This is a genomic window from Stenotrophomonas sp. 364, from assembly GCF_009832905.1.
In the GTDB taxonomy this organism is placed as follows: Bacteria; Pseudomonadota; Gammaproteobacteria; order Xanthomonadales; family Xanthomonadaceae; genus Stenotrophomonas; species Stenotrophomonas maltophilia_AP.
This window is the reverse complement of sequence record NZ_CP047135.1, coordinates 16,775-37,500: the sequence shown is the minus strand read 5'-3', so window position 1 is coordinate 37,500 and position 20,726 is coordinate 16,775. Positions and strand designations below refer to the sequence as shown.

The 20,726-nt window shown below is 68.9% G+C and carries 17 protein-coding genes (1 of these 17 cut by a window edge); 10 read left to right on the top strand and 7 right to left on the bottom strand.

Going from position 1 to position 20,726, the window contains the following annotated elements; all coding sequences use genetic code 11:
• A protein-coding gene (tyrS, locus tag GQ674_RS00170; protein ID WP_159495524.1) for a tyrosine--tRNA ligase crosses the window boundary here: on the bottom strand, positions 1 to 701 show its 5' portion. It extends 511 nt beyond the left edge of the window; only the first 701 of its 1,212 coding nucleotides appear in the window; the start codon lies at positions 699 to 701; its stop codon lies off the left edge, out of view.
• A gap of 168 nt (positions 702 to 869) precedes the next feature.
• Between tyrS and GQ674_RS00165 the strand changes: the two genes are divergently transcribed.
• Together GQ674_RS00165 and GQ674_RS00160 are read left to right on the top strand one after the other, a co-directional pair.
• Entirely contained in the window at positions 870 to 2,345 is a 1,476-nt protein-coding gene (locus tag GQ674_RS00165) for a M23 family metallopeptidase (RefSeq protein ID WP_159495523.1), read from the top strand.
• A gap of 89 nt (positions 2,346 to 2,434) precedes the next feature.
• A complete protein-coding gene (locus GQ674_RS00160) occupies positions 2,435 to 3,562 on the top strand; it encodes an anhydro-N-acetylmuramic acid kinase (protein ID WP_159495522.1) in 1,128 nt (375 codons plus the stop codon).
• Positions 3,563 to 3,898: 336 nt separating this feature from the next.
• Here the strand turns inward: GQ674_RS00160 and GQ674_RS00155 are convergent, their stop codons facing one another.
• The 3 genes from GQ674_RS00155 to GQ674_RS00145 form a co-directional block, all read right to left on the bottom strand.
• The gene (locus GQ674_RS00155; protein ID WP_038690954.1) at positions 3,899 to 4,126 is read right to left on the bottom strand and encodes a hypothetical protein; all 228 of its coding nucleotides are present in this window, start codon (positions 4,124 to 4,126) and stop codon (positions 3,899 to 3,901) included.
• A gap of 84 nt (positions 4,127 to 4,210) precedes the next feature.
• Positions 4,211 to 5,581 carry an MFS transporter gene (locus GQ674_RS00150; RefSeq protein ID WP_159495521.1) on the bottom strand — a complete coding sequence of 457 codons (1,371 nt, stop codon included), beginning with the start codon at positions 5,579 to 5,581 and terminating at the stop codon, positions 4,211 to 4,213.
• Positions 5,578 to 6,378 carry an exodeoxyribonuclease III gene (locus GQ674_RS00145; protein WP_159495520.1) on the bottom strand — a complete coding sequence of 267 codons (801 nt, stop codon included), beginning with the start codon at positions 6,376 to 6,378 and terminating at the stop codon, positions 5,578 to 5,580. Before GQ674_RS00145 ends, GQ674_RS00150 begins: the two co-directional genes overlap by 4 nt.
• A gap of 195 nt (positions 6,379 to 6,573) precedes the next feature.
• Between GQ674_RS00145 and pyrE the strand changes: the two genes are divergently transcribed.
• From pyrE to GQ674_RS00105, 8 genes are all read left to right on the top strand, one after another.
• Positions 6,574 to 7,233, top strand: coding sequence for an orotate phosphoribosyltransferase (pyrE, locus tag GQ674_RS00140; protein WP_128096031.1), 660 nt, complete (start codon positions 6,574 to 6,576; stop codon positions 7,231 to 7,233).
• A 21-nt stretch (positions 7,234 to 7,254) separates the two neighbouring features.
• Entirely contained in the window at positions 7,255 to 7,917 is a 663-nt protein-coding gene (locus GQ674_RS00135; protein ID WP_159495519.1) for a hypothetical protein, read from the top strand.
• Between the two features lie 385 nt (positions 7,918 to 8,302).
• Positions 8,303 to 8,395: a potassium-transporting ATPase subunit F gene (locus tag GQ674_RS00130; RefSeq protein WP_038690964.1), complete on the top strand. Its 93-nt coding sequence runs from the start codon at positions 8,303 to 8,305 to the stop codon at positions 8,393 to 8,395.
• Between the two features lie 12 nt (positions 8,396 to 8,407).
• Positions 8,408 to 10,126: a potassium-transporting ATPase subunit KdpA gene (kdpA, locus tag GQ674_RS00125; protein ID WP_159495518.1), complete on the top strand. Its 1,719-nt coding sequence runs from the start codon at positions 8,408 to 8,410 to the stop codon at positions 10,124 to 10,126.
• An 11-nt stretch (positions 10,127 to 10,137) separates the two neighbouring features.
• Positions 10,138 to 12,189, top strand: coding sequence for a potassium-transporting ATPase subunit KdpB (gene kdpB / locus GQ674_RS00120; RefSeq protein WP_159495517.1), 2,052 nt, complete (start codon positions 10,138 to 10,140; stop codon positions 12,187 to 12,189).
• Complete coding sequence (kdpC, locus tag GQ674_RS00115) at positions 12,186 to 12,830, top strand: potassium-transporting ATPase subunit KdpC (protein ID WP_159495516.1); 645 nt, start codon at positions 12,186 to 12,188, stop codon at positions 12,828 to 12,830. The genes kdpB and kdpC overlap by 4 nt, the downstream gene beginning before the upstream one ends.
• A 37-nt stretch (positions 12,831 to 12,867) precedes the next feature.
• A complete protein-coding gene (locus GQ674_RS00110; RefSeq protein ID WP_159495515.1) occupies positions 12,868 to 15,528 on the top strand; it encodes a sensor histidine kinase KdpD in 2,661 nt (886 codons plus the stop codon).
• The gene (locus tag GQ674_RS00105; protein WP_051598917.1) at positions 15,509 to 16,228 is read left to right on the top strand and encodes a response regulator transcription factor; all 720 of its coding nucleotides are present in this window, start codon (positions 15,509 to 15,511) and stop codon (positions 16,226 to 16,228) included. Before GQ674_RS00110 ends, GQ674_RS00105 begins: the two co-directional genes overlap by 20 nt.
• A 327-nt stretch (positions 16,229 to 16,555) precedes the next feature.
• Here GQ674_RS00105 and GQ674_RS00100 read toward each other — a convergent pair whose 3' ends face one another.
• The 3 genes from GQ674_RS00100 to coaBC are packed head-to-tail and all read right to left on the bottom strand — an operon-like array spanning position 16,556 to position 20,640.
• A complete protein-coding gene (locus tag GQ674_RS00100) occupies positions 16,556 to 18,895 on the bottom strand; it encodes a phosphomannomutase/phosphoglucomutase (RefSeq protein WP_159495514.1) in 2,340 nt (779 codons plus the stop codon).
• Between the two features lie 15 nt (positions 18,896 to 18,910).
• Complete coding sequence (dut, locus tag GQ674_RS00095; protein WP_128096038.1) at positions 18,911 to 19,384, bottom strand: dUTP diphosphatase; 474 nt, start codon at positions 19,382 to 19,384, stop codon at positions 18,911 to 18,913.
• On the bottom strand, positions 19,381 to 20,640 hold the full coding sequence (gene coaBC / locus GQ674_RS00090; protein WP_159495513.1) for a bifunctional phosphopantothenoylcysteine decarboxylase/phosphopantothenate--cysteine ligase CoaBC: 1,260 nt from the start codon (positions 20,638 to 20,640) through the stop codon (positions 19,381 to 19,383). Before coaBC ends, dut begins: the two co-directional genes overlap by 4 nt.
• Positions 20,641 to 20,726: the final 86 nt, after the last annotated feature.

The following is a 20,726-nucleotide window of genomic DNA, read 5'->3' as shown; positions in this document are numbered from 1 at the left end:
TAGTTGTTGAGCGACTTGGACATCTTGGCCACGCCGTCCAGGCCTTCCAGCAGCGGCATGGTCAGCACGATCTGCGGCTTCTGCCCGTAGTGCTCCTGCAGGCCACGGCCCATCAGCAGGTTGAACTTCTGGTCGGTGCCGCCAAGCTCGACGTCGGCTTCCAGCGCCACCGAGTCGTAGCCCTGCACCAGCGGGTACAGGAACTCGTGCAGGGCGATGGACTGCTGGGCGGCATAGCGCTTGGCGAAGTCGTCGCGCTCCAGCATGCGCGCCACGGTGTGCTGGCCGGCCAGGCGGATCATGTCGGCCGCGCCCATCGTGCCGAACCACTCCGAATTGAAGCGCACCTCGGTCCTGTCACGGTCCAGCACCTTGAAGACCTGGTCTTCATAGGTGCGCGCGTTGGCCAGCACGTCGTCCTTGCTGAGCGGCTTGCGGGTGACGTTCTTGCCCGACGGGTCGCCGATCATGCCGGTGAAGTCGCCGATCAGGAAGATGACCTGGTGGCCGAGGTCCTGGAACTGGCGCAGCTTGTTCAGCAGCACGGTGTGGCCCAGGTGCAGGTCCGGCGCGGTGGGGTCGAAACCGGCCTTGATCCGCAGCGGGCGGCCGCTTTCCAGGCGCTGACGCAGCTCCTCGGGCTTGAGGACTTCGTCGGCACCGCGACCGATCAGGGCGATGGCTTCTTCAATCGATGACACGTGACAGCTCCCGGCAATGCCTTATTTATATGAATGACGTTAAGTACTAGTTAACCGCAAGCGCTTCACAAAAGCCAATAGGCACAAGGGTTTGACGCGGTATTTATACCTGTCTATGTTACCGACGTTTGGGCCCGCGCTCCCGGGCCAGCCAGGAACAGACCGACGATGCTCAATTCCGATCAAGGCCGCGCGCGCAAGACGCGCTTCAAGGAACGTCTCCACGTCCTCCACGACACCGCCCTGCATCGGAAGCTCAAACAGCATCTTCCCGCGGCCTTCAACCAGCGCTGGACGCGCCGGCACTGGATGCACGCCAGCCTGTTCGCCACCATCGGCGCCCTGGTGGCCACGATCGTGCCGGGCTTCTCGCACACCATTGAATCGCCCTACTCGGTCGGCCACTCCACCCTGGCCCTGCCGTTGCCGCCGCTGTCGCTGGAACGCCAGAAGCAGGTACCGGGCGACAGCTGGCAGGTGCTGCGGGTTCAGCGCGGCCAGACCCTGAGCAACCTCTTCGACGAGGCCGGCATTTCGGCCACGGTGATGCACCAGGTGCTCGAGCACCCGGGCGCACGTGAGGCGCTGACCAAGCTGCGCCCCGGCGCGGAGATCGCCTTCGACCTGCCGCTGTCCGGCGACCTGCGCACCATCCGCTTCGACCGCGATGCCGACAACCGGGTCGAGCTGTCGCTGGCCGACGGCAAGATTGCCGAGAAGGTGATCAAGCGCGAGTCGTCCACCCGCCGCATCGTGGCCAGCGGGGAAATCACCAGTTCGCTGTATGCGGCCGCGCGCAAGGCCGGGCTGTCACCGTCGGCGATTGCGACGATGACCGACGAGATCTTCAAGTACGACATCGACTTCTCCAAGGACCTCCAGCCAGGCGACCGCTTCAGCGTGGTGCTGGATGAGACCTGGCGCGAAGGCGAGAAGGTGGACACCAGCAAGATCCTGGCGGCCACTTTCACCTCGGGCGGCAAGACCTACAGCGGCTTCCGCTTCGACCGCAACGGCAAGTCGGAGTACTTCGACGTGAGCGGGCGCCCGCTGAAGAAGAGCTTCATCCGCATGCCGATCCCGTTCGCGCGGCTGAGCTCCAGCTTCGGCGCGCGCAAGCACCCGGTGCTGGGCAAGATGCGCATGCACAAGGGCGTGGACTACGCCGCGCGTACCGGCACCCCGATCATGGCTGCGGGCGACGCCCGCGTGCAGTTCGCCGGCACCCAGCGTGGCTACGGCAACGTGGTGATCCTGGACCACGGCCGCGGCCACACCACCCTGTACGGGCACATGTCGCGCTTCGGGGCGATCAAGACCGGGCAGCGCGTAGCCCAGGGTACGGTGATCGGCTATGTGGGCTCGACCGGCATGGCGACCGGCCCGCACCTGCACTACGAATTCCGCGTCAACGGCGAGCACCGCAACCCGCTGTCGGTGACGATGCCGCCGCCGGAGCCGCTGAAGGGTGCCGAGCTGGTGGCCTTCCGCGCGCAGACCGCACCGGCACTGGCCCGTATCCAGGGCATGGAAAAGCTGATCTACGCCGACGCCAGCCCGGCGCCGCAGGCCGCCCCGGCCGACGCCGAGGCCCAGACGCAGACTGCCAGCGTGGCCAAGCCGACCAAGCGCAGCCGCGGCTGATCGCCCGGTACAGCGCGCGGACACGCGCGCATTGACGGCGGCAACGGGTTGCGCGGAAGCTGGGCGTACCCCGTTTTGACTGTGCCGCCATGACCGCTGTCGTTGACCCGCATACCCCGCTCTACCTGGGCCTGATGTCCGGCACCAGCGCCGATGGCATCGATGCCGCGCTGGTGCAGTTTCCCGAGGCGGGCGGTTGCCGGTTCGTGGCCGGCCACACCCATGCGTGGGACCCGGCGCTGCGGGCGGAACTGATTGCGCTCGGCGAAGGCGGCGCTGTCGAATCGCTGGATACGCTGGGGCGGATCGATGCGCAGATCGGGATCACCTTTGCCGCTGCGGCCAATGCCCTGCTGGAACGCAGCGGCGTGGACCGGGCGCAGGTGCGGGCGATCGGCTCGCATGGGCAGACCGTACGCCACCGGCCGCTGGCCGACCCGGCCTTCACGATGCAACTGGGCGACGCCAACCGGATTGCCGAAGCCACCGGTATCACCACCGTGGGCGATTTCCGCCGCCGCGACGTGGCCGCCGGGGGGCACGGCGCGCCGCTGATGCCGGCCTTCCACCTGGCCATGCTCGGCACCGCCGAGGAAGACCGGGCGATTCTCAACCTGGGCGGCATTGCCAACCTGACACTGATTCCGCGCGATGGCGTGCCGCGTGGCTTTGATACCGGCCCGGCCAATGCGCTGATGGATGCGTGGTGCCAGCGCCATCGCGGCGTGCCGTTCGATGCCGATGGCGCGTTTGCGGCCAGTGGGCAGGTCGATGAGACGTTGCTGGCGCAGTGGCTGGCCGAGCCGTGGTTCGCGCTGCCGCCGCCGAAGAGCACCGGGCGCGAGCAGTTCCATCTGCCGTGGGCGGAGGCGGCGATGGCCGAGGGCCAGCACGCCGCGGCCGATGTGCAGGCCACGCTGCTGGAGCTGACCACCGCGACCGTGGCCGACGCGCTGCTGGCGCACCTGCCGGGCGCCAAGCGGGTGCTGGTGTGCGGCGGCGGGGTACGCAATCCGCAGCTGCTGCGACGGCTGGCGGCGCGGCTGCCGGGGGTGGTGATCGAGTCGAGCGCGGTGCACGGGCTGGACCCGGATTACCTGGAGGCGATGGGGTTTGCGTGGTTGGCGCAGCGCACCTTGGACGGGTTGCCAGGGAACCTGCCGAGCGTGAGTGGCGCGCGGGGACCGCGAATTCTGGGGGCGATCCATCTGGCGTGACCGGAGCGCCGCTCTGGTTTGGGGGTCATGCCGATATCGAGCGTTGATCCCGGGTCGGCAGTCGGCTGGGGCGCGACCCTACCGGTGGATGCCGACGGCCGCCCAAGCGTAAGGCGGCACAGCGCGTAGCTCCGGACTCTGCCCGGCAATCGCGGGAAACGGATCGTAGTGCCGGGCTCTGCCCGGCAATCGCGGATCGTGGCGCGGGCGCAGCCGGGCAGAGCCCGGCTCTACGGCGTAAAGCAGAAGCCCGTCAATCCGGGGACGGATCGTAGTGCCGGGCTCTGCCCGGCAATCGCGGACCGTGGCGCGGGCGCAGCCGGGCAGAGCCCGGCTCTACACGCCCTGTGCGTCTGGCAGGGCCTGCAATGCGGCGATGGCGTCGGCCAAGGCGTCTACTTCCGGGCTCTGGAAGCCGCTGCGGACCTCCAATTCACTCGTGAACAGGCCCTGCTCCAGCAGCACCACACAGGTGTATTCCCGGGTCCAGCCGCGTGCAACGGCCACGCGCCGGATGCGTTCGTTCAACAGCGGGTCCAGATCCCGCAGCAGCAGATCGACCATTGTTCTCCCCGTTGGCAAGCACCGCCCCCACGGCACAACGGGGTCGATCATGGCGCAGCGGGCGGCGCCGGGCAACACCGAGGGTCAGGCGGCCGCGGCGCGTTTGCGCTGCTGCCGGATCAACAGCGCACACAGGATGACCACCGGGATGCCGATCAATGCGGTGCCGGTGAAGAACAGCGCATACCCCTCCAGCAGCGTGCGGCCCTGGGCCAGCGACTGCACCGCCCAGCCGGAGAGCCCCTTCAGCGCCTTGCCCGGCATTGCATAGAACGAGCTCAGCAAGGCGTACTGGGTGGCGGTGTACCCGATGCTGGTGAGGCTGGACATGTAGGCGATCAACGCCGTGCCGGCAAAGCCGCCGGAGATGTTGTCGACGGCCATGGCGATGGCGAAGCTGGTCGGGTCCGGGCCGACATAGGCCAGCCACGCAAAGGCGAGGTTCGACGCCGGGCCCAGCACCGCGCCGACCAGCAAGGTGGCCAGTACGCCCCAGCGCACCGACACCAGGCCGGCAGCGGCAATGCCGATGAAGGTGGCCACCAGCCCGACCGAGCCACGCACCGCGCCCACGGTCTCCTCGGCCAGCCCGAGGTCGACGTAGAACGGGTTGGCCATCGGGCCCATGATGAAATCGGCCATGCGGTAGATGCTGATGGCCAGCAGGATCAGGATCGCGCCACTGCGGTGTTCGCGCAGGAAGGCCACGAACGGGCCAACCAGTGCGTCGAACAGGCCGCGCGGCGTCCACAGCGCGGCGGCCTGGGTCTGCACCGCCAGCTGCGCGCGCGCCGGCTCTTTGGCCATCACCACGGCCACCACGCCCAGCGCCATCAGCCCGGCCATGATTTCGTAGGAGATCTGCCAGCCCACCCGGGCGGCGATCAGCAGGATCAGCGCATCGGTCACCAGCAGCGCAGTGCGATAGCCCAGCGCCGCCGAGGAGGTCAGCAGCCCGAGCTGTTCACTGTTCTCGGCGATCTCGATGCGCCAGGCATCGATGACGATGTCCTGGGTGGCAGACGCGAACGCCACCACCGTGGCCATGACCCCGAACACCACCAGGTGTTCCCAGGCGATGCCAAGGAAGAGGAAATGGCCGCCCTTGGGCTGGACCAGCGCCATACCCACCAACGCCACGGCCACCACCAGCTGGGACAGCAGCATCCAGCCACGGCGGCGGCCGAAGCGCCCCAGCAGCGGCGCGTTGACCTTGTCCACCAAGGGTGCCCACAGGAACTTCATCGAGTAGGCCAGGCCCACCCACGACAGGAAGCCGATGGTGGTGAGCTCGATGCCTTCCTTGCGCATCCAGAAGCCGAGCGTGTTGCCAACCAGGTAGATCGGCAGGCCGGAACTGAAGCCCAGCAACAGCATGGCCAGCACCTTGCGCTGGCGCAGGTTGGCCAGCACCCGTTGCCAGGGGCGGCGCGGCTTGGCGACCGCTTCACTCATGGGGCGTAGTCCACCGTGAACGGGGCATGGTCGGAGAAGCGCTCATCGCGGTAGATCGAGCAGGCGCGCAGGCGGTCGCGCAGGCCGGGGCTGACGAACTGGTAGTCGATGCGCCACCCGACGTTGTTGGCCCGGGCCGCGCCACGGTTGCTCCACCAGGTGTAGTCCTCGCCCTGCGGGTGCAGCAGGCGGTAGGCGTCGGTCCAGCCCTGGCCGGCAGCGATGTCCAGCGCTTGGTCGGTGTCCACGCACTGGCCGTTGAGCCAGTCGCGCTCAGGCGGCAGGCAGCCGGAATTCTTCTGGTTGGACTTCCAGTTCTTGATGTCCAGCGCCGAGCGCACGATGTTCCAGTCGCCGCAGAGCACGTAGTCGCGGCCGCTGGCCAGCCAGCCGGCCAGGATCGGGCGCAGCCATTCCATCACTTCATACTTGAACCCTTGGCGCAGGTCGCCCGAGCTGCCCGACGGGATATAGAAGGAGACCACGCTGAGGTTGCCGTAGCGGGCCTCGATATAGCGGCCTTCGTCGTCGAACGGGGCCCAGCCGAGCGAGGTGATGACCTGGTCGGGCTCGCGCTTGCTGTAGATGGCCACGCCGCTGTAGCCCTTCTTGGTGATGGCGTCGCGGTAGAAGCAGTGGTGGCCGTCCGGGCGGAACATCGGGTCGGTCAGCTGGTCTTCCTGGGCCTTGGTCTCCTGGATGCAGAGCACGTCGGCGTCCTGGGCGCGGAACCAGTCGAGGAAGCCCTTGGTGGCGGCCGAACGGATGCCGTTGGCGTTGAAGCTGATGATGCGCATGCGGGTCCAGGTCTGAAACGGTAACCGGGAAAGCATACCGGGAAGACCCTGCCGCGGCGTGCCGGAATGCGGCGGCACAGTGTGCCGGCGGGGGCCCCTGCCCCGGGCTGCGACCCCGCGCCGCGGGGCCCCGGAGGGCGAAAAATGCGCCCATGCATTAGGATTTGCGGTCCAAATGAATTGAATAGAGTCCTGATGAGCGACCATCGCCACCGTTTCCTGCAACTGGCCCTGACCGCCGATGCCCTGCGTTTCGGCCAGTTCACCCTCAAGTCGGGCCGTCTGAGCCCCTATTTCTTCAATGCCGGCCGCTTCGATTCGGGCGCGCGCATGGTCCAGCTGGCCGCCTGCTACGCCGATGCGGTGGAAGCCACCGGGCTGAAGTTCGACGTGGTGTTCGGCCCGGCCTACAAGGGCATCCCGCTGGCCACCGCGACCGCCTGCGAGTTCGCCCAGCGCGGCCGCGACCTGCCGCTGTCGTTCAACCGCAAGGAAGCCAAGGCCCACGGTGAAGGTGGCAACCTGATCGGCGCGGACATGAATGGCAAGCGCGTGCTGATCGTGGACGACGTGATCACTGCCGGCACCGCCATCCGCGAGGCTCTGGGCATCATCAAGGACGCCGGTGGCACCCCGGCCGGGATCGTGGTGGCGCTGGACCGCCAGGAGATCGCCTCGGAAACCGACCGCCGTTCGGCGGCCCAGTCCGTGGCCGAGGAAGCCGGCATTCCGGTGGTGGCCGTGGCCACGCTGGCCGACCTGCTTGATTTTGCCTCCGGAAATCCGGAACTTGTGGGGTACCGGCAGCCGCTGGAGGACTACCGGTCCCGCTACGGCACCCGTCCTACGCGTTGAGAGCAGGGGGCTCTGACCACCATGTCCAGGATTGTTTCGATCACCGCCATCGGCCTGTTGCTGGCCGTCGCCACGGTGCCCGTGCACGCGCAGAGCGGCAAGGGCGAGGCGAAGGCGAAGAAGCTGTATTGCTGGAACAAGGGGTCCGAGCGCATCTGCAGCGATACGCTGCCGCAGGAGGCGATCAACAACGCGCGCGAGGAGTTCAGCGCCACCAGCGGCCTGCGCCGTGGTGAGGTGGAGCGCACGTTGACCGAGGAAGAGCGCGCCGAGGCGGCGGTGGCCGCCGCCCAGCGCCAGCTCGACCTGGCCGCCGAGCAGACCCGCGAGCGCACCGAGCAGGCGATGCTGTCCACGTATGAAAACGAGAATGACCTGCGCCGGGTATTCGTGGAGCGCACGGGCATAATCGACAACAACGTGCAGACCGCGCGTTACAACGTGGCCAGCCTGCGCGACGCGCTGGTGAGCCTGCTGGGCAGCGCCGGTGACCGCGAGCTGGCCGGGCAGCCGGTGGCCGAGAAGCAGGCGGCGAGCATTCGCCAGCGGCACACCGAACTGGTGGCGCAGCTGCGCATGCAGACCTCGTTCGAGCAGCAGCGCCGTGCGCTGGATGTTGAGATCGAGGAGACGCTGCAGCGGTACCGGTTGTTGAAGGGTGCGGGTACCGATCCGCGCGGGTAAGCGCGCGGGTGCAACGGGAAGGAAAGGCGGCCTTGGGGCCGCCTTTTTTTGTGCGTGCGTGCGGGCGGACGGCGACCACGTAGAGCGGGGCTCTGCCCCGCTGCCGTTGATCCGGAGCAGGGGATGTGTTGCGGGCAGCCGGGCAGAGCCCGGCTCTACGGGGCGGTGTGCGGGTGGCCGATGGGGCGGCTGCGCAGGTTTTATGCACTTTTTACGCGGTGGGGCCGGTTGCGGCGTGGAGCGTTTACGCCGGTGGGGAACACGATGGGCGCCTGACGTGGAGTGGTTCCACCTGGACGTCCCATGAGCCTGTTTCTGTCTGTTTCCCCTGCCGCCGGTGCGCCCTGCACCGCCGCCCTTCTTTCCTGCGCCTGAGGCCATTGCCATGTCTGCCTGGCTTTCCCTGCTGTGCGGCGTGCTCGTGCTCGTTGCCGCCGCCTACCTGCTGTATGTCGTGCTTCGGCCCGAAGCGTTCTGACCGGAGCCGACCATGACCGAGATCCTGTTGATCCTGCTGGCCAGCATCGTGCTGGCCTTTCCGCTTGGGCTGTACCTGGCCCGGGTGATGCGCGGTGCGCCGATGCGTGGCGATGTGCTGTTCGGGCTGGTTGAAAAACCGCTGTACTGGCTGCTGGGGGTGAACCCGGCGCGTGGCATGTCGTGGCGCGGCTACGTGGGCGCGTTCCTGTTGAGCAACGTGGTGATCGCGGTGCTGGTGCAGGCCGTCTTCATGACCCAGGCCTGGCTGCCGTTCAACCCCGACCAGATCCCCAACATGCGCTGGGACACCGCGCTGCACACCATGGTGTCGTTCCTGACCAACACCAACCAGCAGCACTATTCGGGCCAGGCGCAGCTGTCGTACTTCTCGCAGATGACCGCGATCACCGGCCTGCAGGTGGTGACGCCGATGATGGGTCTGGCACTGGTGGTGGCCACCCTGCGTGCACTGTTCAGTGCGCGCCCGGACGACGTGGACGCGCAGCAGGCCGCGCAGCTCAGCGCCGACCGCCGCGTGGACGTGGGCAACTACTACGCCGACGTGGTGCGCGCGTGCGTGCGCTTCATGCTGCCGCTGTGCCTGCTGTGGGCGGTGCTGCTGACCAGCCAGGGCGTGCCCTCGACGTTGGCCGCTGGCCCGCAGGCCACGCCGATCGATGCTGCGGCCGGCATGGACACGCAGAAACTGCCGCTGGGTCCGGTGGCGGCGATGGTGGCGGCCAAGCAGCTGGGCACCAACGGCGGTGGCTGGTATGGCCCCAACAGCTCGATGCCGCTGGAAAACCCCACCCCGCTGTCGAACGCGCTGGAACTGATCGGCATTTTGCTGATTCCCATCGCGGTGATCTTCATGCTGGGCGCGTTCACCGGGCGCAGGCGCCTGGCCGGACTGGTGTTCGGCTGCATGCTGGCGATGTCCAGCGTGTCGGTGGCGGCCACGGTGTGGCTGGAAGGCCACTCGGCCACCGCGGTCAGCCCGCTGCTGATGGAAGGCAAGGAAGTGCGCTTCGGTGCGGACGGCACCGGCTTGTGGGCGGCGATCACCACCCAGGTGTCCAACGGCTCGGTCAACGGCATGCATGACTCGCTGAGTCCGCTGGCCGGTGCGGTGCCGATGGTGAACATGCTGGTCAACGCGATCTGGGGCGGCATTGGCTGCGGCCTGCAGCAGTTCATCGTGTACCTGCTGCTGGGCGTGTTCCTGGCCGGGCTGATGACCGGGCGTACCCCGGAACTGCTCGGCCGCAAGCTGGAAACCCCGCAGGTGCGCCTGCTGGCCCTGCTGGTGCTGCTGCAGCCGATCACCATCCTGGGCTTCACCGCGATCACGCTGGCCATTCCGTCGATCACCGGCACCTCCAACCCCGGCTTCCACGGCATCAGCCAGGTGTTCTATGAGTATGTGTCGGCGTTCGCCAACAACGGCTCGGGCTTTGAAGGCCTGGGCGATGCCACCCCGTGGTGGAACCTGAGCTGCACGCTGGTGCTGCTGCTGGGCCGCTACCCGGCGCTGGTGATACCGCTGATCGTGGCCGCGCAGCTGGCCGCCAAGCGGCGCGCCCCGGAATCGGCCGGCACGCTGCAGATTGAAACCCCGACCTTCGCGCTGACCCTGATCGCGCTGATCGTTGTCCTGACCGTATTGCAGTTCATGCCGGCGCTGGTGTTGGGCCCGGTGGCCGACCACCTGTCGCTGACCCTGCATTGAGATGTGACCCCATGAGTACCTATCCCTTGAACGTTTCTTCCCACCGCCGTCAGCGTCTGCTCGATGCGGCCGGCTGGCGCCGCGCCCTGCGCGATGCGGTGATCAAGCTGTCGCCCCGGCACCTGCTGCACAGCCCGGTGATGGCCGTGGTGATGGCCGGCACCGTGGTCAGCCTGGTGGTCACCCTGAGCGGCAACGCACCGCTGGGCTTCGGCCTGGCGGTCACCGCGATCCTGCTGCTGACCGTGCTGTTCGGCAACTTCGCCGAGGCCGTGGCCGAAGCCCGCGGCCGGGGCCAGGCGGCCTCGTTGCGGCGGGCCCGCCAGGATCTCAGCGCGCGCCGGCTGGCGGCCGCGCACGCCGGGGCCAGCCAAACCCAGGTACCGGCCGCCGAACTGCGCCCGGGCGACCATGTGATTGTCAGTGCCGGCGAACTGATTCCGGCCGACGGCGAGATCGTGCAGGGCCTGGCCACCATCAACGAAGCAGCGGTGACCGGTGAATCGGCGCCGGTGCTGCGCGAAGCCGGGACCGACCGCAGCGGCGTGATCGGCGGCACCAAGGTGCTGTCGGACCAGATCATCGTGCGCATCACCGCCGAGCCGGGCCACAGCTTCCTGGACCGCATGATTGCGCTGGTGGAAGGTGCCAACCGCCAGAAGACGCCCAACGAGGTTGCGCTGACCCTGCTGCTGGCGGCGATGACGCTCACCTTCCTGATCGTGGTGGCCACGCTGCCGGCGATCGGTGCGTTCGTCGGCGTGCAGGTCGATCCGCTGCTGCTGATCGCGCTGCTGGTCTGCCTGATTCCCACCACCATCGGCGGGCTGCTGCCGGCCATCGGCATTGCCGGCATGAACCGGGCGCTGGCCGCCAACGTGCTGGCCAAATCCGGCAAGGCGGTGGAAGTGGCTGGCGACGTGGACGTGCTGCTGCTGGACAAGACCGGCACCATCACCTACGGCGACCGCCAGGCCACCCACTTCCATGCCTTGGCCGGGATCGATGCCACGCAGCTGCGCGAAGCGGCGCTGCTGTCGTCGCTGGCCGACCCCACTCCGGAAGGCAAGTCCGTCGTGCGCCTGGCGCGCGAGCAGGGCTGCACCACCGCCGAACCGGACCGCGCGGACTACCTGGCATTCACCGCGCAGACCCGCATGTCCGGCGTGGACCTGGACGGCGGCCGGCGCATCCGCAAGGGGGCCTCCGATGCGATCACCGCCTACGTGCGCGAGCTGGGTGGCACGGTGCCGGCCGAACTGCCGGGCCGCGTGGAGCAGGTGGCGCGCAACGGTGCCACCCCGCTGGTGGTATGCGAAGGCCGGCACGTGCTGGGCGTGATCGAGCTGTCGGACGTGGTCAAGCACGGCATGCGCGAGAAGTTCGCGCAGCTGCGGGCCATGGGCATCCGCACGGTGATGATCACCGGCGACAACCCGCTCACCGCCGCGGCCATTGCCGCCGAAGCCGGCGTGGACGACTACATCGCCGAGGCGCGCCCGGAAGACAAACTGGCCCGCATCCGCGCCGAACAGGCCGGTGGGCGGCTGGTGGCGATGGTGGGCGACGGCACCAACGACGCCCCCGCGCTGGCCCAGGCCGACATCGGTCTGGCGATGAACTCCGGCACGCAGGCCGCCAAGGAAGCCGGCAACATGGTCGACCTGGATTCGGACCCGGCCAAGCTGCTGGCGGTGGTGGAAGTGGGCAAGCAGCAGCTGATCACGCGCGGTGCGCTGACCACTTTCTCGCTGGCCAACGATGTGTCCAAGTACTTCGCGATTCTGCCGGCGCTGTTCGCCTCCACCCTGCCGGCGATGGCGGCGTTGAACGTGATGCACCTGTCCAGCCCGCGCAACGCGGTGCTGGCGGCGCTGATCTTCAACGCGCTGGTGATTCCGGCGTTGATTCCGCTGGCACTGCGCGGGGTGCGCTTCCGCCCGGCCACGGCCACCGCGCTGCTGCGCCGGAACATGCTGGTGTACGGCCTGGGCGGCGTACTGCTGCCGTTCGCGGCCATCAAGTTGATCGACCTCTTCCTTGTCTCGGTATTCGGCGCATGAACCGCTCACTTGCAACCTCCCTGCCCCGCACCGCGCGCGCCCGCGCCGTGGATGCGGCCACCCTGCAGCAGCACGGCGCGTGGCGCCCGGCGCTGATGCTGGGCCTGGTCAGCCTGCTACTGCTTGGCCTGGCGTACGCCGTGGCCGCCACCGGCGCCAGCCGGCTGCTGTTCCCGGCGCAGGCCGACGGCAGCCTGCTCATCCGCGACGGCCAGGTGCGCGGCTCGCAGCTGATCGCCCAGCCGTTCACCGGCGATGGCTACTTCCAGGCGCGCCCGTCGGCGGCCAACTACGACCCGATGGCCGCGGCCGGCAGCAACCTGGCGCGCAGCAACCCGGCCCTGCAGGAACGCGTGCAGGCCAGCATCGCCGCGGTGGCCGCGCGCGAAGGGATAACGCCGGCGCAGGTGCCCGGCGACCTGGTGACCCAGTCCGGCGCCGGTATGGACCCGGAGCTGTCGCCGGCCGCCGCGCAGGTGCAGATGGCGCGCGTGGCGCGCAGCCGTGGGCTACCGGTTGAGCAGGTGGCGGCGCTGGTGAAGGCGCATACGCTCGGTCCACAGTGGGGCGTGTTCGGGCAGCCACGCGTGAACGTGATGACGTTGAACCTGGCGTTGGATCAGCGCAAGGCCGCGCCGTGATGCCAGGATCGCGCCAACGGGCGCACAATCGCCACCCATGAGCGACCCCCGCACCCGCCAGGCCGATGCCCTGGTTGAACGCCTGCAACGCGAAGCCGGCGGCAAACTCACCGTGTTCCTCGGTGCCGCCCCCGGCGTGGGCAAGACCTTCAGCATGCTCAGCCGCGCGCACGAACAGCTGCGTCGCGGCGTGGACGTGGTGGTGGGGTTGGTGGAAACCCACGGCCGCGCCGAGACCTCGGCGCTGCTGGAGGGCCTGCCGCAGGTGCCACTGGTGCACCGCGACTACCAGCAGCATGTGCTGGGCGAGATGGACCTGGACGCCGTGCTGGCCCGCCACCCGGCGCTGGTACTGGTGGACGAACTGGCGCACCGCAACGTGCCCGGCAGCCGCCACGAGCGGCGCTGGCAGGACGTGATGGAACTGCTGGAGGCCGGCATCGATGTGTGGACCACGGTCAACATCCAGCACCTGGAAAGCCTCAACGATGTGGTGATGCGCATCACCGGCGTGCGCGTGAGCGAGACCGTGCCCGATGCGGTGCTGGACCGGCTGCACGACATCGTGCTGGTGGACATTCCGCCGCGCGAGCTGATCGAGCGCCTGCAGCAGGGCAAGGTGTACGTGCCCGAGCAGGCCGCGCAGGCACTGCAGGCCTTCTTCTCGCCGGCCAACCTGACCGCGCTGCGCGAGCTGGCCATGCAGGAAGCGGCCGACCGCGTGGACAGCAGCCTGCGCGAGACCCGCGCCGCGCGTGGCGAAGGCAACCTGCCGCTGCGCCGCCGGGTACTGGTGGCCATCGATGGCGGGGGCCAGAGCGAGTACCTGGTGCGCGTGGGCCGGCGCATTGCCGAGCGTCGCGATGCGCCGTGGACGGTGGTGACCGTGCAGGGCCGCCGCAACGACGAGGCTACCCATCGCGAGATCGACGCGGCGTTCGCCCTCGCCCGCCGCCTCGGGGGCGAGGCCGAACTGCTGCACGGGTCCAGCATTGCCGATGCGCTGCTGGACCATGCCGCGCACAACAGCGTGTCGACCCTGGTGCTGGGCCGGACCCGCGAGCGCCCGTTCGCGCGCATGCTCAACCGCACGCTCACCCAGCAGCTGATCCAGCGCGGCGCGCACTACGAGATCACCATCATAGGCACCCCGCAGGCGCGCGCACGGGCGCGGCGCACCGGGTTGAGCGTACCCAGCCGCAGCACCGGCCAGGACACCCTGCTGGCGTTGGGCGCCACGGCAATTGCCTGCCTGGTGGCGCTGGTGGCCGAGCGCTGGGTGGGGCTGTACGACCTGTCGATGGTGTTCATCGTGGCGGTGGTGATGGTGGCCGCGCGCAGCCGTACCAGCGCGGCGGTGATTGCCGCGGCGCTGTGTTTCCTGGCCTACAACTTCTTCTTCATCGCCCCGCGCTTCACCTTTGCCATCAGCGCACGCCAGGGCGTGATCACCGTGTTCCTGTTCCTGGCCGCCGCGCTGGTGGCCGGGCGGTTGGCATCGCGGTTGCGCATGCAGGTGCTGGCGCTTCGGGCGGCCAACCGGCATGCCAACGCGCGCCAGGCGCTGGGCCGGCAGCTGACCCGCGCGGCCAGCAACGAAGAGGTGGCCCAGGCCGGACGCGAGGCGCTGGAGCAGGCAATGGACGCCCCGGCGTGGCTGCGCATCGGCCAGGACACCAGCACCAGCGGCAGTGCCGCGCCGGGCGACACCGACCTGGCCGCCGCCGACTGGGCGCGCCGCCACGGCCAGCCCAGCGGCCGCTTCACCGACACCCTGGCCGGTGCGGAGTGGTGGTTCCTGCCGCTGCTGGACGGCGATGACCGCGCCATCGGCGTGGCCGGCATGCGCTTCGCCCGCACCGCCCCGCGGCTTACCCCCGAGCAGCGCCAGCTGGCCGAGGCGATGGTGGATGACATTGCCCAGGCCGCGCTACGCACCCAGCTGGTGGCCGACCTGGAAAAGGCCCATGTAAGCAACGAGACCGAGCGGCTGCGTTCGGCGCTGCTGTCGTCGGTGTCGCACGACCTGCGCTCGCCGCTGGCGGCAATGATCGGCTCGGCCGACAGCCTCTCCAGTTATGCCGACGCGATGGATGCGCAGGACCGCCGCGCCCTGCTGGACACCATCCTGGTGGAAGGCGAGCGGCTGGACCGCTACATTCAGAACCTGCTGGACATGACCCGGCTGGGTCACGAAGGGTTGCAGATCAACCGCGACTGGATCGGCGTGGACGAGCTGGTGGGCTCGGCCGCACGCCGCCTGCAGCGCTACCAGCCGGAGGTGCAGCTGAAGCTGGACATTCCGGCCACGCTGGCACCGATCTGGGTACACCCGGCGCTGGTGGAACAGGCGGTGTTCAACGTGATGGAGAACGCGGCCAAGTTCTCCCCGCCCGGCGCGGCGGTGGAGGTGCAGGCGCGGCTGGTGGAGGGCGAACTGCGCATCGACGTACTGGACGCCGGCCCCGGCATTCCCGACGACGAGCGCGCGCGCATCTTCGACATGTTCTACAGCGTGGAGCGTGGCGACCGCGGCCGGCATGGCACCGGGCTGGGGCTGACCATCTGTCAGGGCATGATCGGCGCCCATGGCGGTAGCGTGCAGGCGCTGCCGGGCCGCGACGGACGCGGTACCCTGATCCGCATTACGCTGCCCCTGCTGCAACCCCACCCTGCCGATGACCACGACGACCCCTGACCTGCCCCAAGGTGCGCCCCCGGCGCGCGTGCTGGTGATTGACGATGAAGCGCAGATCCGGCGCTTCCTCGATATCAGCCTGCGCGCGCAGGGCTACCGCGTGGTGCAGGCCGCCACCGGCCAGGCCGGGCTGGAAGCGCTGGTGAGCGAAGGCGCGGACCTGGTGATTTTGGATATCGGCCTGCCGGACATGGAAGGCCACGAGGTGCTGGCCGAACTGCGGCAGTGGAGCCAGGTGCCGGTGATCATGCTCACCGTGCGCGCCGGTGAAACCGAAAAGGTGCGGGCGCTGGACAACGGCGCCAACGACTACGTGACCAAGCCGTTCGGCACCCAGGAGCTGATGGCGCGGGTGCGGGCGTTGCTGCGCTCGCGCACGGTGTCGGCCGATGGCGTGTTGCCGCAGTTCGATGACGGGCACCTGCATATCGACCTGGTGCGCCGCGAGGTGCACCTGGACGGCGCGCCGGTGGCGCTGACGCGCAAGGAATATGCGTTGTTGTCGTTGTTGCTGCGCAACGCCGGGCGGGTGGTGACCCAGCCGCAGATCCTGCAGGAAATCTGGGGGCCAACGCATCAGGAAGACACGCATTACCTGCGGATCCTGGTGGGGAAGCTGCGGCACAAGCTGGGCGATTCCGCGTTGGATTCGCGGTACGTGTTCACCGAACCGGGCGTGGGATTGCGGTTCAAGGGGTGAGGCGGTCGTTTCCATGCCCGTCACCGTCGTGCCGGAACACCTGGCAGGGTCGCCTCCCAATCGACCGCCGACGCGTTTCCCGCGGTCGGTTGTGGCATGAACCCCGGCGGAGAAACGCGTTCAATTCACCGTCATTCCACCATCGAACGTTGCCCGTTTCATGGCAGTCGATTGGGATGCGCCCCTACCGGCGGTATCCCGTTGTCCGTGTGCAAACCGGGATGCCGTGCGGGATCGGGCATTCGATCGGGCGCGCCACGACCCACGGTCGTGGCCTACCCGGTAGCGCGACGGTAGGTACCGACCGTTGGTCGGTACCCACGCCCATCAGAACCCGAGGTCCACACCCGGCAGCAACGGCTGCAGCTGGTCGCGGAACAACGTCTTGACGCGCTCCAGCGCCGCTTCATCGTCGGCCTCGAAGCGCAGCACCAGCACCGGCGTGGTGTTGGACGCGCGCAGCAGCCCCCAGCCATCGGGGAAATCGGCGCGCAGGCCGTCGATGGTGGACAGGCGAGCGCTCGCGAACGGCGACTCGTCCACCTGTGCGGCCGATACGAACAACGACACCAGTGCATGCGGGGTGCCCGATTCCACCGGCACCTTCAGCTCCGGCGTGGACACGCTGTCGGGCAATTCGTCCAGCACCTCCGACGGCGTCTCCTCGCGCTGGGCCAGGATCTCCAGCAACCGCGCGGCCGCATACAGGCCATCGTCGAACCCGAACCAGCGCTCCTTGAAGAAGAAGTGCCCGCTCATCTCGCCGGCCAGCTCGGCATCGGTTTCGCGCATCTTCGCCTTCATCAGCGAATGCCCGGTCTTCCACATCAGCGGGCTGCCGCCATTGCGCAGCACGTAGTCGGACAGCTTGCCGCTGCACTTCACGTCGTAGATGACCAGCGCGCCCGGGTTGCGCATCAGCACGTCGGCCGCGAACAGCATCAGCAACCGGTCGGCATAGATGATCTTGCCTTCGCGGGTGACCACGCCCAGGCGGTCGCCGTCGCCGTCGAAGGCCAGGCCGATGTCCGCGTCGAAGCGCTTCACCGTCTGGATCAGGTCTTCCAGGTTGTGCGGGTCGCTCGGGTCCGGGTGGTGGTTGGGGAAGGTGCCATCCACATCGCAGTACAGCGGAATGACCTCCGCGCCGATGGCTTCCAGCAGCGGCTGGGCCAGTTCGCCGGCCACGCCGTTGCCGGCGTCGGCCACCACCTTCAGCGGGCGGTCCAGCTGCACGTCGTCGGCGATGCGCTGGATGTAATCGGCGTTGACCTCGCGCTGCTTCAGGCTGCCCGGCTCGGCGGCCACGTGCAGCTGGCCGTCGCGGATGCGCTGGAACAGTTCGGTGATGGCGTCGCCGGAGAGCGTTTCGCCGCCCACCACGATCTTGAAACCGTTGTAGTCCGGCGGGTTGTGGCTGCCGGTGACCGCCACGCAGCTGCCCGCACGTAGGTGGTAGCTGGCGAAGTACACCACCGGAGTGGGCGCCAGCCCGATATCGATAACATCGCAGCCGGCGCGGCGCAGGCCCTCGATGAGCCCGGCACTCAGTTCCGGGCCGGACAGGCGGCCATCGCGTCCCACCACGATCTCGCGCAGGCCCTGCACCTGCAGCACAGAGCCGATGGCCTGGCCGATCAGCGCGGCCACCTGCGGGGTGAGCTCGCGCCCGACCACGCCGCGGATGTCGTAGGCGCGGAAGATACCGGCCGGCACGTCCTGCCCCGCTACGCCGGGCACCGGCGGCGGACCGCCTTCGGCCACGGCCGGCACCACCGCCAGCGGCACCTGTTCCAGGCTTTCGCGCAGTGTGGGGCCGTCTTCTTCGGTGGCGTCTTTCGACGCGCGCCGGCGCGGCATCGGCACCTTGCCCTTGCCGAACTGCAACATGCCGGCGATGGCCAGAAGCAGCACCGCCACCACCGCGCTGGGAATGGCACCCAGCCCCAGCGGGCCCGGTTCAATATCCGGCACGGCCGCGGCCAGGCGCAGCCCGCTCTTGCCGATCGGGCGCGCCAGCGCCTCGGCACCGTCGGCCAGGCCCGCGTTGCCCTGTTCAATCACGTTGTGGTTGCCCTGCCGCAGGGCCACATAGCCCGCGCCCGGCACGCGCACCTGGTCGAAGGTGGCGGTGAGCCGCAGCAGCGGCTGGCGCACGTACACCAGCGCCGGCCCTTGCGTGCCCAGTACCACCGGCACCGCCAGGCCAAGGCGCTGGCCGCCGGCATCGCGCACCACGCGTGCCACCACCGCGTTCTGGGCGTTGGCCGCTTCCAGCAGCGCCAGACGCGAGTAACCGAAGGCCTTCGGGTCGGCATAGGCCGCGTCCAGGCTGGCGGGGATGACCTGCACCTCTTCGGTGCCCGGCCAGCCTTCGCGGATGGCCACGGCCGTGGCTTCGCCGTCGCCGTTGCCCAGCGCCGTGGCCACGCGCTCGCTTTTCATCAACTTGCGCAGCTGGTCCAGCTGGCCGTTCAAGGCCGCCTGCACCCCGCCCACAATCTGGTCACGCGACTGTTCCAGCTCCGTGCCCACCGAGGCCTGCCGCCACTGCCGCACCGCGCTCCAGCCAAACCATGCGGCCAGCAACACCAGCGCGGCCACCACCAGTGGCCCGGTGCGCTTGCTTGCCAGCTTCGGTTGCCCTTCCGCCTTCGCCTTGCTCATGGAACTTCCCCCTGGTCAGCGCACCCCGGTATGGCCGAATCCACCCGTTCCCCTGGCGCTGTCGGTGAAAGTATCTACTACCTGCAGCCCCACGCGTGCGATGGGCAGCACAACCAGCTGCGCGATGCGGTCGCCCGGCTGCAGCGTGAAGGCCTCGCGGCCACGGTTCCACGCGCTGATCAGCAGCGGGCCCTGGTAATCGGCGTCGATCAGCCCGGTGCCGTTGCCCAGCACGATGCCGTGGCGATGGCCCAGCCCTGAGCGCGGCAGCACCACGGCGGCCAGGTTCGGGTCGGCAATGTGGATGGCGATACCGCTGGGAATCAGCGCCGTATCGCCCGGCTGCAGGGTGAGCTCGGTTTCCAGCGCCGCGCGCAGGTCCAGCCCGGCGCTGTGCTCGGTGGCATAGGCCGGCAGCGGCCAGGTATCGCCGAAGCGCGGGTCGAGCAGCTTTACCTGCAACGGCTGAAGGGTGGAATCAACGCTCATGCGTGCAACCTCTGGGCAATCAGGGACAACAGTTGTTCGGCCAGCAGCGCCTTGGAGGTACCGGGGAACACCTGTTCGCCGCCCTGCCAGTAGGCCGTGGCCGCGTTTTCATCACTTTCGAAACCGCCGGTGGCAATGCCCACCTGGTTGGCAATCACCAGGTCCAGGCGCTTGTCCACCAGCTTGCCGCGCGCGTACTTCTCCACATCGTGGGTTTCGGCGGCAAAGCCGACCACCAGCTTCAGCGCGTTGGTCTGCGCGGCCACCTCGGCCAGGATGTCCGGCGTGCGCACCAGCTCCAGCGTGAGGGTCTGGGTGCCGACGGTCTTCTTCAATTTCTGCGGGGCCACCTGGCGCGGGGTGTAATCGGACACCGCCGCCGCACCTATATAGATGTCGGCCGGCAGCGCGCCCAGCACGGCCTCGCGCATCTGCGAGGCCGAGCGCACATCCACCCGCTGCACCCCGGCAGGGGTGGGCAGCTGCACCGGGCCACTGACCAGCACCACCTGCGCGCCCTGGCGCACGGCGGCCGCGGCCAGCGCATAGCCCATCTTGCCGCTGCTGCGGTTGCCCACGTAGCGCACCGGGTCCAGGTCTTCATAGGTGGGGCCGGCGCTGATGACCACGCGCAGACCCTTGAGCTGCTGCTCGGGCGCGGCGTCGGCACCGGCCGGCGCCTGCAGCGCGGCCAGTGCCGCAACAATCGCATTGGGTTCGGTAAGCCGGCCCGGGCCGGATTCGCCTTCGGCCAGCGGGCCGTCTTCCGGCCCGATCACCTGCGCGCCGCGCTGGCGCAGCAGGGTGATGTTGGCCTGCGTGGCCGGGTGCTGCCACATGCGGTGGTTCATGGCCGGGCACACGGTGAGCGGCGCGGTGGTGGCCAGGCACAGTGTGGTGACCAGGTCATCGGCGTTGCCGTGGGCCAGCCGCGCCAGCAGATCGGCGGTGGCTGGGGCCACGACGATGCGATCGGCCCAGCGCGCCAGCTCGATGTGGCCCATGGCCTGCTCGGCGGCGCTGTCCCACAGGGTGGTGCGGGTGGGCTGGCCGGACAGGGCCTGGAAGCTCAGCGGGGTGACGAACTGCTGGGCCCCGGCGGTCATGGCGACCTGCACCTGGGCCCCGGCATCGCGCAGGCGACGCACCAGTTCCAGCGACTTGTAGGCGGCGATGCCGCCGCCGACGCACAACAACAGCTTCTGGCCTTGCAGCGGGCGCGCGGACGCCGGAGAAGCCTGGGGGGAGTCAGCCACCTGCGAATTTCCTGTCGAACTGAGGCGATTAGCTTACCTGATGGGGTGCGGGCGGCTCATGCCTCAGGGGCATGAGGGGGGTGTTT